This is a genomic window from Flagellimonas sp. CMM7 (genome assembly GCF_021390195.1).
In the GTDB taxonomy this organism is placed as follows: domain Bacteria; phylum Bacteroidota; class Bacteroidia; order Flavobacteriales; family Flavobacteriaceae; genus Flagellimonas.
Genome location: NZ_CP090003.1, coordinates 4,204,412 through 4,216,687 on the forward strand (window position 1 = coordinate 4,204,412; position 12,276 = coordinate 4,216,687).

Annotated in this window: 10 protein-coding genes; 5 read left to right on the plus strand and 5 right to left on the minus strand. The window is 37.6% G+C overall.

The features are described from left to right. Positions 1-10 precede the first annotated feature (10 nt). Complete coding sequence (locus tag LV704_RS19085) at positions 11-994, plus strand: transporter (protein WP_163422091.1); 984 nt, start codon at positions 11-13, stop codon at positions 992-994. A gap of 66 nt (positions 995-1,060) precedes the next feature. Continuing rightward, a complete protein-coding gene (locus LV704_RS19090; RefSeq protein WP_163422090.1) occupies positions 1,061-2,179 on the plus strand; it encodes a GTP cyclohydrolase in 1,119 nt (372 codons plus the stop codon). A 4-nt stretch (positions 2,180-2,183) separates the two neighbouring features. On the opposite strand, the gene LV704_RS19095 is transcribed toward LV704_RS19090, so the two are convergent. From LV704_RS19095 to LV704_RS19105, 3 genes are all read right to left on the minus strand, one after another. Beyond that, positions 2,184-3,443, minus strand: a complete 1,260-nt coding sequence (locus LV704_RS19095) for an aminotransferase class I/II-fold pyridoxal phosphate-dependent enzyme (RefSeq protein ID WP_163422089.1) — start codon at positions 3,441-3,443, stop codon at positions 2,184-2,186. 127 nt (positions 3,444-3,570) lie between these two features. Next, a complete protein-coding gene (locus LV704_RS19100) occupies positions 3,571-4,611 on the minus strand; it encodes a PLP-dependent cysteine synthase family protein (RefSeq protein ID WP_163422088.1) in 1,041 nt (346 codons plus the stop codon). Positions 4,612-4,683: 72 nt separating this feature from the next. Then, positions 4,684-6,822: a S9 family peptidase gene (locus LV704_RS19105; protein ID WP_163422087.1), complete on the minus strand. Its 2,139-nt coding sequence runs from the start codon at positions 6,820-6,822 to the stop codon at positions 4,684-4,686. A gap of 61 nt (positions 6,823-6,883) precedes the next feature. Between LV704_RS19105 and LV704_RS19110 the strand changes: the two genes are divergently transcribed. Further along, positions 6,884-7,210, plus strand: coding sequence for a YbaB/EbfC family nucleoid-associated protein (locus LV704_RS19110; protein ID WP_163422086.1), 327 nt, complete (start codon positions 6,884-6,886; stop codon positions 7,208-7,210). A 2-nt stretch (positions 7,211-7,212) separates the two neighbouring features. Here the strand turns inward: LV704_RS19110 and LV704_RS19115 are convergent, their stop codons facing one another. Continuing rightward, entirely contained in the window at positions 7,213-8,241 is a 1,029-nt protein-coding gene (locus LV704_RS19115; RefSeq protein WP_163422085.1) for a low specificity L-threonine aldolase, read from the minus strand. Positions 8,242-8,254: 13 nt separating this feature from the next. Next, positions 8,255-10,657, minus strand: coding sequence for a zinc-dependent metalloprotease (locus LV704_RS19120; protein WP_163422084.1), 2,403 nt, complete (start codon positions 10,655-10,657; stop codon positions 8,255-8,257). Positions 10,658-10,739: 82 nt separating this feature from the next. Here LV704_RS19120 and prfB point away from each other — a divergent pair. Further along, positions 10,740-11,835, plus strand: a protein-coding gene (gene prfB, locus LV704_RS19125) for a peptide chain release factor 2 (RefSeq protein ID WP_163422083.1) whose coding sequence is annotated in 2 segments (ribosomal slippage) — positions 10,740-10,802 and positions 10,804-11,835 — 1,095 coding nt in all. Because the reading frame shifts where the segments join, the coding sequence is not laid out codon by codon here. 15 nt (positions 11,836-11,850) lie between these two features. After that, positions 11,851-12,192: an arsenate reductase (glutaredoxin) gene (gene arsC, locus LV704_RS19130; protein ID WP_163422082.1), complete on the plus strand. Its 342-nt coding sequence runs from the start codon at positions 11,851-11,853 to the stop codon at positions 12,190-12,192. Positions 12,193-12,276 lie beyond the last annotated feature (84 nt).

Below are 12,276 nucleotides of genomic sequence, written 5' to 3' on the forward strand. Positions count from 1 at the left end.
AATCAGTTATATGCATCTCCGTAGTATAAAGAAAACCCTTTTTGTCCTTTGTTTTGTTCCTTTTTTTTCAAATGCGCAGTATACAGATGTTATAAACTCTAACAGACCTGGTAGGGCAGTAAGTGCCTACGCTGTAGGGAGAAACGTAGTGCAAGCAGAAGTTGGACTTGTCTATGAACAACAGGACAATGCATCACAAAATTCCGATTCAAATATTTTTGGTGCAGATTTTTCCATTAGATACGGATTGCTCTTTGAAACATTGGAAATTAACTATGAAGGAACCTTTATAAACCAAAATATAACTTTTACGGATTTAGGTACGGATGAGACCAGGACGGATTTTTCTAGAAATAGATTAGGGTTAAAATATTTAATTTTTGATCCTTTTAAAAACCCAGAAAACAATAAACCCAATCTTTATAGCTGGCGAGCCAACAATGTTTTTCAATGGAAGAATCTAATTCCTGCAGTTTCTATTTATGCCGGTGCTACTTTTAACTTGGGAGAGAATCCATTTTATGTAGGCGACCCAACAGTATCACCCAGAGTGGCTATTGCAACTCAAAGTAGACTTTCACCACGGTTTGTGTTAATCTCAAATATCGCATATGATAGAATTGGTACAGATTTTCCAGAACTAAGCTATGCGGTTTCACTTTCACATTCATTTAAAGATCCCAAATGGAGTGTTTTTATTGAAAACCAAGGATTCAAGAGCGATCGTTATTCGGATATTTTATTGCGCTCAGGTGTGGCCTACTTGTTTAATCCAAACTTTCAGGCGGATTTTCATTTAGGCTCTAATTTCAAGAACTCGCCTTCCCGTATTTTCGCAGTATTAGGTTTTTCGTATCGATTAGATCTTCACAAGGATAAGCTAGTGGCCATTGAAGATCAAAAAGGTGGGCAGAATGGAAAAATCCGTAAAAATTCGGCTAAGAAAAAACAAAAGAAAAAGAACAAAAAGAAAAAAGATAAAATAGACTTTTAAGTTTTACATGTATCATTTTTCTTCTGTTTAGAATATTCCTAATATTGGCCTTACAAAAAATAATGTATGGTCACCATAAAGCAAGCTCAGTCCAAAGCGGATTTAAAACAATTTGTAAAGTTTCCATTTTCGTTATATAAAGATTCCCAATATTGGGTACCTCCCATTATCAAAGATGAATTAGAGTCTTTTGACGCAGACAAAAACCCTGTTTTCCAAAATGCCGAAGCTTCTTATTTTCTGGCCTACAAGGGTGGTGAGTTGGTAGGCAGAGTTGCAGCCATCATAAATTGGATAGAAGTAAACGAACAACAACTAAAAAAAATGAGGTTTGGTTGGTTCGATTTTATAGATGATTTTGAAGTTTCCAAAGCTTTATTAGAAAAAGTAGCGGAAATTGGAAAGGAACAACAGCTTGAATATATGGAAGGACCGGTTGGTTTTTCTAATTTGGATAAGGTGGGCGTTTTAACAGAAGGGTTTGACCATATAGGGAACATGATTACCTGGTATAACTACCCATATTACCAATCCCACTATGAAAAACACGGTTTTGTAAAGGAAAAAGGGTATTTGGAAAATAAGTTCCCATTTACCAATGCCGACCCAAAGATATTTTCCAAAGCCAACTTATTGATCAAAAAAAGATATAAACTTAGGGAGCTTAATTTCACTAATAGTAAAGAAATAATGCCTTGGGTAGATAAAATGTTTGATCTATTCAACAACTCATACGCCAGCCTTGCCTCTTTTGTGAAAATCACAGATGTACAAAAGGAATATTTTAAAAAGAAATACATCAGTTTTATAAATCCTGAGTATATAAAATTTGTAGTTGACGAACAAGATGAATTGGTTGCATTTGCCATTGTTATGCCTTCGTTTTCCGAGGCATTGCAAAAAGCAAAGGGAAAATTGTTTCCAACTGGGGTATTCCACCTCTTAAAAGCCCGAAAACATAGCAAAGATGTTATTTTTTACCTAATTGGTATTCATCCGGATTATCAAAACAGGGGGGTAACGGCAGTAATTTTTAACGAATATTATAAAACCTTCCTTAAAAGAGGTGTACTTAACTGTATTAGAACTCCAGAACTAGAAGAAAACACTGCTATACGACAGATTTGGAAACATTTTGACCCAGTTACCCATAAACGAAGAAGAACGTACAGAAAAGCGCTGTAACCGATTATTCTCCCATGGCCGCGGCAACAGCTGCAGAAAGCCTCTTGTAGGTGCCGTTTTCCAATCGTTCACGAATACCAGAGAACGCTTCTAAAGTTACTTCTATATCTTCCATGGTATGTGTTGCCGTTGGAATCATACGTAGTAAAATCAATCCTTTGGGTATTACAGGGTAAACTACGATAGAACAGAATATTCCGTAGTTTTCTCGAAGATCCTTTACCAAAGCCATGGCTTCAGGAATACTTCCATTTAAATATACAGGGGTAACACAACTGGTAGTGGTTCCAATATCAAAACCACGATTTTTCAGACCATTTTGCAATGCATTTACATTCTCCCAAAGTTTTGCCTTAAGTTGTGGCATGGTGCGTAACATGTCTAGACGTTTAAGCGCTCCTTTTACGTAGACCATTGGAAGCGATTTGGCAAACATTTGAGATCTTAGATTATACTTTAGATATTCTATTATCTCTTTATCCGCTGCAACGAAAGCACCTATACTTGCCATTGACTTGGCAAAGGTTGCCAAATAGACATCAATATCATCTTGAATTCCTTGCTCCTCTCCTGCTCCTGCTCCTCTTTTACCAAGAGTACCAAAACCATGAGCATCATCAACAAGTAATCTAAATTTAAATTTACTCTTTAGTGCAACAATTTCTTTAAGTATCCCTTGCTCTCCTCGCATTCCAAAAACACCTTCAGAAATAACAAGTATTCCTCCGCCGGTTTCCGTAGCCATTTTTGTTGCTCTCTCTAGGTTTTTCTCTAAACTCTCAACATTATTATGTTTGAAAGTAAAACGTTTACCCATGTGCAAACGAACCCCATCAATAATACATGCATGACAATCCACATCATATACAATGATATCGTCCTTTGAAACCAACGCATCAATTACGGACATGAATCCCTGGTATCCAAAATTTAATAGATAGGAGGATTCTTTATTTACGAAAGCAGCCAGCTCTTGCTCCAATTGCTCATGGAAATCTGTATGTCCACTCATCATACGTGCGCCCATAGGGTAGGCTGAACCATGTTCATGGGCAGCATCGCCATCAACTTTTTTGACTTCAGGTAGATTTGCAAGTCCCAAATAGTCATTGATACTCCATGTAATAACATCTTTACCTTGGAATTTCATTCTATTGGAGATAGGACCTTCTAATTTTGGAAACACAAAATAACCTTCTGCTTGTGATGCCCATTTTCCCAAAGGACCTTTATTTTCAATGATTCTATCAAATAAATCTCTCATCTACCTCAAAATTGTTTCAAGTGCAAAAATATAGATTTTATGCCAACCTTACGTAATGAATTCCGTATATAAAAAAACGGCAATGGTTTCCATTGCCGTTCAGTCATTTACATTGTCAAGTATTTGTTTACTTGATATATTCTATTTTTTCTGGTGTCTCTGCATTTTTGGTGTCAAAAAACCCTTGATTTTCCATCCACTCATTGCTGTACACCTTGCTCATATATCTTGAACCATGATCTGGAAAGATAACCACAACATTACTATCTTCAGAGAATTCTCCTTCTGTATTTAGTTGATAAAGTGCTTGCATTGCCGCACCACTTGTATAACCAACAAACATACCTTCAGTATGAGCTATTTTTCTAGCCATATGTGCACTTTCAGCATCCGTTACTTTAATATAGCGGTCAATACAGTTAAAATCGGTTGCTGTAGGAATCAAATTCTTCCCTAAGCCTTCAATTCTGTATGGATAGACCTCATTATGGTCAAACTCGCCTGTTTCGTGATATTTTTTTAATACAGAACCATAAGCATCAACCCCTAATACTTTTACATCTGGATTCTGCTCCTTTAAGTAGCGAGCAATTCCAGAAATAGTACCTCCAGTGCCACTACAAGCCACTAAATGTGTAATAGCTCCATTGGTCTGATTCCAAATTTCTGGGCCTGTGGTCTTATAATGAGCTTCTATATTCAGCTCATTAAAGTATTGATTGATGTATATAGAATTGCTGGTTTCGTTATGTAAGCGCTTAGCAACCTCATAATATGACCTTGGGTCATCCGCACTGACATGAGCAGGACAAACGTATACTTTGGCTCCCATTGAGCGAAGCATGTCAATTTTATCAGGAGACGATTTTGAGCTTACTGCCAAAATACATTTATACCCTTTTACAATACTAACCATGGCCAGGCTAAAACCTGTATTCCCAGATGTAGTCTCTATAATAGTACTTCCAGGTTTAAGAATCCCTTTACGCTCGGCCTCATCAATAATATAAGAGGCGATTCTATCTTTAGAAGAGTGTCCTGGGTTAAAGGATTCTATTTTACCGTAGAAATTTCCTGTAAGCGGTTCTGCAATCTTATTTAGCCTAACCAAGGGGGTGTTTCCAATTAAATCAAGGATATTGCTGTACGCATTTATCTGTTTTCTCATAACTGGTTATAGGTAAGGAACAAATTTAGATTGTCTCAAAATTTATTCGGTGCAAAAATAACATTTTTTATTTTAAGGCATTTTGCCTTCCAAATCAAGAATAAATGCATATTCTTTTGCTGTTTCCTTTAAGGATTCAAAACGCCCAGATGCACCTCCGTGCCCTGCTTCCATATTCGTATCCAGAAACAGAACGTTATTGTCTGTTTTATATTCTCTAATTTTGGCTACCCATTTAGCTGGTTCCCAATATTGCACTTGCGAATCGTGTAGACCAGTGGAAACATACATGTTGGGATAATCTTTTGCCATAACATTATCATACGGAGAGTATGATTTCATGTATTCATAATATTCCTTATCCCCGGGATTCCCCCATTCATCATATTCTCCGGTTGTTAAAGGAATTGAATTGTCTAACATGGTTGTGACCACATCAACAAACGATACAGCTGCAATGACGCCATTATACAGCTCTGGAGCCATATTTACAATAGCTCCCATTAAAAGCCCTCCTGCCGAACCACCGCTGGCATACAAGTGGTCCGCACTTGTGTATTCTTTTTTAATTAAGAATTTTGAGCAATCAATAAAATCGGTAAATGTATTTTTCTTTTGTAACAACTTTCCATCTTCATACCATGGTCTCCCCAAATACTCCCCTCCTCTTACATGGGCAATAGCATAAATAAACCCTCTGTCCAATAGGCTTAACCGAACTGATGAAAAATAAGGGTCAATAGTACTTCCATAAGAGCCATAGGCATATTGTAGTAATGGGCTGGTTCCATCCAAACTTGTATTCTTATGATAAACCAATGAAATTGGAACTTTTGCCCCATCCCGTGCAGTGGCCCATAACCGTTCTGTACGGTAATTGGTTTTATCAAACTTACCTCCTAAAACTTCCAGCTCTTTTAGAGTCTTTTGAGATTTGTTTTCCATATTAAAATCAATGATTGCATACGGGGCGCCCATTTCGTTGTAATAATAGCGGAGTTCTTTTGTGTCAAAGTCCAGATTAACAGATGTACCAGCTACATAGGTTTCGCTTTCAAAAGGTAAATGATAACTATCCGTTGCATCCCAACGAGAAATTTTTAGCTTATTAAGTCCATTTTCTCTTTCTGAAAGTACATAGTAGTCCTTGAATATATCCACATCTTCCAATAACACATCTTCCCGATGCGGAATAAACTCCTCCCAATCTTTAGAAGAGGTGTTTTCATCAGAAGTTTTCATCAATTTAAAATTGGTAGCACCATCTTTATTGGTAAGGACATAGAAATTTCCATTATAATGTGCAATTGAATATTCCAATCCTCTTTCTCTGGCTGAGAAAACCTTAAAATCCCCCTCAGGGTCATCCGCGCTCAAAATTTGGTACTCTGAAGTAAGTGTACTTACTGAACCTATCACTATGAATTTTCTGGATTTTGTCTTGTATACAAAGGTGTTGAACGTGGAGTCTTTTTCATGAAAAATAAGCTTGTCATCAGATGATGGGGTTCCCAGTTCATGTCTGTAAATTTTGTCTGAACGCAATGTAACAGGGTCTTTTTTAGCATAAAACAATGTTTTGCCATCATTGCCCCAAACAGAACTGCCTGTAGTATTCTCAATTTTATCTGGATAAACTTCTCCTGTTATTAAATTTTTAATTTGAATATCATATTGTCTACGGGAAACAGTGTCCACCGCAAAGGAAGCCATTGTATTATCCGGACTAATTGAAATTCCGCGTAGGTTATAATACTCATGGTCTTTAGCCAATTCGTTACAATTGAACATCAACTCATCCTCCGCGTCCAAGCCTTCTTTTTTCCTTGAATAAATTGGATACTCCTGACCGGTTTCATATTTGGTGATGTACCAATAGCCATTGTATTTATAAGGAACAGAAGAATCATCCTCTTTTATTCTGGATTTCATCTCTTGAAAAAGCGCTTCTTGAAACTTCTTGGTGTGAGAGGTCATTTTAGCGTAGTACTCGTTTTCCGCATTTAAATAATCTAAAACATCCTGGTTTTCCCTATCGTTCATCCAATAGTAATCGTCTATTCTAACGTCACCATGTTTTTCAAGTTGTGTAGGAATCTTTTTTGCAACTGGATGTTGAGCACTCATAGGTTCTTCTTTGATATTTTGACAAGAGGCGGCAAAAGTAAGGTATAAAATGAAAAAAGTACTTCTTAAAACTAAGTGCTTCATAGTTTTTGATTTGTGCCAAATTACTACTTTTGAATCGTTAAAACTATAAACAGAAAATAGGATGTTTGGAGATATTATGGGAATGATGGGAAAATTAAAGGAAACCCAAGAAAAAGTGAAGGCTACTAAAGAACGTTTAAATACGGTTTTGATTGATGAAACATCCTCAGATGGAAAATTGAAAGTTACCCTAACAGCTAATAGGGAAATTAAATCAATAGAAATTGATGATTCGCTAATGAAAGATAAGGAACAACTGGAAGATTATCTGGTTCTTAGCCTGAACAAAGCCATTGAAAAGGCAACCAACGTTAACGAAGCTGAATTGGCAGCTGTTGCCAAAGATGGTATGCCAAATATTCCAGGGATGGATTCGCTATTTAAATAGCCCTATTGCCCTAAAGTCTTCAACACTTTCAAGAAATGTGCGTGCATTTCTTGGGTATAATCCAAGTGGGTTACAATACGCAGTTTTCCTTGCCCCATACCAATAATGGAGATATGGTTTTCTTCCAGTTTACCCAGAAAGGTTTCTGCGGATATTTTTGTCTCATCTAACTCAAAAATGATGATATTGGTCTCAATTGGCTCCACTTTTTTAATACATTCCATCGCTTCCAACACCTTGCCTATTTCTTTTGCCTTTCCATGGTCTTCGCGAAGCCTATCTATATGGTTATCCAAAGCATAAATTCCAGCAGCAGCCAAAAAACCAGATTGTCGCATGCCGCCTCCCAACACCTTTCTTACGCGTAGGGCATTGTCAATAAATTCTTTACTTCCAAGCAGTACCGAACCTACTGGGCAACCAAGGCCTTTGCTTAAACAAACACTTATAGAGTCAAATAAGCTTCCGTATGCCTTGGCATCCTCGTTCTTTGCTACTAATGCATTCCAAATACGAGCGCCATCTAAATGGTAGTTTAGCCCATTATCCTCACAAACTTTTTTAATCTTTTTTAGTTCTTGGAAATCCCAACAGGCTCCACCACCCTTGTTTGTTGTATTTTCAATACAAACTAAAGAGGTTAAAGGACTATGATAGAAATCTGGAGGGTTTATGGATTGCTCCACTTGATCAACCGTCATCATTCCTCTAGCACCATCCACTAACCTACAGGACACTCCACTATTAAAACTGACCCCTCCCCCTTCATAATTATATACATGGGCATATTTATCACAGATTAACTGTTCTCCCGGTTGGGTATGTAGTTTAATAGCAGCTTGATTGGCCATGGTACCACTTGGAAAAAATAATGCAGCTTCCATTCCAAAAAAATCAGCTACTTTTTCTTCCAGTGCATTTACACTTGGGTCATTTTTAAAAACATCATCTCCTACTTTGGCAGTCATCATGGCATTCAACATACCAGGGGTCGGTACGGTGACCGTATCACTTATTAAGTTGATTTTCATTTACGATTGGAAATTAATTCATACAATCCATTCCTATAGGTGATCCATCCGGAATTTTAGGAACTGGAATAACTTTAAATGCAGAAGGTTTGCTTAGAAAAGCATCTATTCTTCTAACCATTTCCGAAGAAATAGCGTTTTTCCCATTGACCAAAAGCGAGCTTCTCAATACTTTTAATCCTTCATTGGCAATTGCATTTACCTGAGGGTGTACTTCCTTATGCGCTGCTAGATTCATAATATGGTACAGTACCCTGAAATTAATAGTTTGCTGCACTTCGTTTAAATAAGCATCTTTATGGTTTTCCTCTATAGTGTTTTCAACTAATTTGCTTAAAACACTCTCTAGTCCAAGTTGGTCCTTATCCATGCTCTTCTGCTGTATCAATCTAGAAGCACGCTCTGGGTGCAATAGTAACCCTAAGGTCATATCAGCAGAAGTTTCCGCAGCAGATAAAGCATCGAAACTAATTCCTGTCCTACCTTTAAAGGATTCTCTGGAACGACCATAACCTATAGCTCTAGGTGGGAACAAATTTAATTTCTCTTTCGGAATGGCCACTTCTTCAGCGTTTAAAGTCCTTAGAATAGATTTTAAGGCATTTTCTTGGGTTGCTTCACTAATTGAATAAACGGTACGTTGTCCGTCTCCTTTTATGGAGTAATTATAATCCAATCCCCCAATCAATTTTGAAACGGCCTCTGTTTGATATCTATGAAAAAAATACAAGGGAGCAAAAACATCCTCGAGCACTGAGTTTGGTTCTCCTGTGCGCACATTATCAATGGAGAAGTTATCTATAGCTGTCTTTCTAATCTTTAATACGCTTTCCAATTCTTGAGATGCATTCCTACCATTATCCCATAAATGTGCCAAGGCATGTGCTCCACCCTGCGGGCGCGCGTCTTGATCAGATATATAGCGTAGTCCGTCTGTTTGCGCTTTTTTCAAAATAGCATTTAAGCCCTCTTTTTCATTTGTACCGCTTGGGAAATCTGAATATGAGTAAGCAACAGTTACTTTATCCCAAACGCCTATGCCAGTATCGTACGCATTGGAGAAATCAATAGTATTTCCATTAAGTTCAAATTGTGGGTGTGGATAATCCATTACTGAGGCCCTACCATTTGTACTTGCCGCAAAATTGTGGGCAAAACCAAGAGTGTGTCCTATTTCATGTGCGGAAAGCTGACGAATCCTTGCCAACGCCATTTCTAACATGGGCTGGTAATTATCATCTCGTTCAGCAAAAGGCTTATTCATTAACGCTTGGGCTATTAAAAAATCTTGTCGGATTCGTAAACTCCCCAGACTAACATGTCCCTTAATTATTTCACCAGTTCGTGGATCGGTAATACTACTGCCATAACTCCATCCTCTTGTAGAACGGTGCACCCATTGAATCACATTGTACCTGACATCCATTGGGTCGGCATCGTCTGGCAAAACTTTAAGTTGAAACGCATCCTTATAACCGATAGCTTCAAAAGCTTGGTTCCACCATCTACCACCATCCAGTAAAGCAGAACGAACGGGCTCTGGGGTTCCATTATCCAAATAATAAACAATAGGTTCAACCGCTTCACTTGTGGCAGCGCCCGGATTCTTTTTCTCTAAACGGTGTCTTGTTACAAAACGCTTTAATATTGGTTCTTGAACCGGAGTTGCATAATCATAATATGAAAATGGATAGGAACCACAACGCGGGTCAAATGCTCTTTTTTTGTAATCATCATCCGGTAATTCGATTAACGAATGATGTTGCGCCACGGTTACCAAACTAGCATTTGGTGTAACGGAACGAATATTATTTCCCTCAGGAGTTCCACTAAAAGTTAGGGTGATATCGAATTCCACATTTTTAGGGAAAGCTTTCGTCCTTTCAAAAGCCCAAGCGCTTTTAGATTTATCCAAACTATAAGAGCCTTGTTTTGTTTGCTTTAACCTAGCTGAAACGCCATGGGCATCACGCATTAAAAAATCGGTGACATCTATTAAATACTTTCCTTTGGATTCCTCTTCAATCTTAAATCCATGTAGTACAGACTTTGCAAACGCTTGTTGCACTGACTTACGTTCAAGTTCATTATTCGTGAGCGCTCTAAATTTTAAATTGGGCTGAATCAAAAGCAATTTAGCACCTGCTTTCTTAAAGTAAACCACTTGCTCATTTCCCAATTGGCCCCTATCCAAACCTATATCATTACTGCCAATCCCACTGCTTAATGAGTACACGTACAAGAATTCCTTTTCCAGCTCATCCACCTCTAAGAAAATCTTATCAGAAGTATCATCATAATAAAAATTGAAGTAGCCATTGAACATTTGATAGTCCTTGATTTTATCAAAACTCTGGGCATTTAAAAAGGTGGCCGTGAAGACAATGGGCAAAACGTAAAAAAAGTATTTTTTCATATCAGAATAGTTGTAGCTAAAATTATATAAATTTCGTTGCTCCACAGCATTGAAATACTATTTTTGCTTGAAATTTAATTTTATGGTTACTACAGATCAGCAAAAAGATCTTATAGAGCGCCTTGGTGCGTTAAGGAGGTATCTTTGACATTGATGCCAAACTTATTGAAATAGAGAACGAAGAGGAGAAAACCATAGCTCCGGGATTCTGGGACAATCCACAGCAGGCCCAAGTTCAAATGCAAGTTCTTAAATCTAAAAAAAGGTGGGTTGAAGATTTCAATTCTGCCAAATCCCTTGTTGGAGATTTAGAAGTTTTAATGGAATTCCAAGACGCTGGGGAAGTTTCTGAAGAAGAAGTAAACCAACAATATGACAAAGCAATTCTTATCATTGAGAATCTGGAATTCAAGAATATGCTGTCAGATGAAGGTGATGAACTCACTGCTGTATTGCAAATAACTGCTGGTGCCGGTGGTACGGAGAGTTGTGATTGGGCAGCCATGCTCATGCGAATGTACCTTATGTGGAGTGAAAAGAACGGTTATAAGGTAAAAGAACTCAACTATCAAGAAGGAGATGTTGCCGGTATTAAAACGGTTACGTTGGAAATTGAAGGGGAATTTGCTTTTGGTTGGTTAAAAGGTGAGAATGGAGTGCACCGGTTGGTGCGTATCTCTCCCTTTGACAGTAATGCAAAACGACACACTTCCTTTGCTTCAGTATATGTATATCCTTTAGTGGATGATACCATTGAAATTGATGTGAACCCTGCAGATATAGAGATTACCACAGCCCGTTCTAGCGGTGCCGGTGGGCAAAATGTGAACAAAGTAGAAACTAAAGTGCAGTTAGTGCACAAACCTACAGGAATACAAATCTCATGCTCAGATTCAAGGTCTCAACACGACAACAGGGCCACTGCAATGAAAATGCTAAAATCCCAGCTGTACGAAATAGAGCTAAGGAAAAAGCAGGAAGCAAGAGCCGAAATTGAATCCACAAAAATGAAAATTGAATGGGGTTCTCAAATCCGTAATTACGTAATGCATCCATATAAATTGGTAAAGGATGTACGTACAAGCCATGAAACTGGTAATGTTGATGCCGTTATGGATGGAGAAATAGATTCATTTTTAAAAGCGTTCCTTATGATGATGGGGCAACGTGAAGAATAAATTTAAGATATAGATATGATTAAAATTTACCATAATCCAAGATGTAGAAAATCGCGTGAAGGTCTGGACGTTTTAGAAAAGTCTGGGAAAGATTTTGAAGTAGTTCTATACTTAGAAAATGTCCCTATACATGATGAGCTAAAAACAATAATCAAACAATTGGGTATTCCTGCCATGGAACTGGTTCGTAAAAATGAAGCCATTTGGAAAGAAAAGTATAAAGGGAAAACGCTTTCAGAAAATGAAATCATTGATGCAATGGTTGAAAACCCTAAACTAATAGAACGTCCTATTGTTATCAATGGAAATGATGCAGTAATAGGCAGGCCTTCCGAAGAAATAAATAAAATAGTGTAACTGCGCCAAAAAATGGCAAGGGTTTTGCATTCAAGAACATAGATAGAAATCTATTTAACATATATTTAACCAAACTAGGTTAAA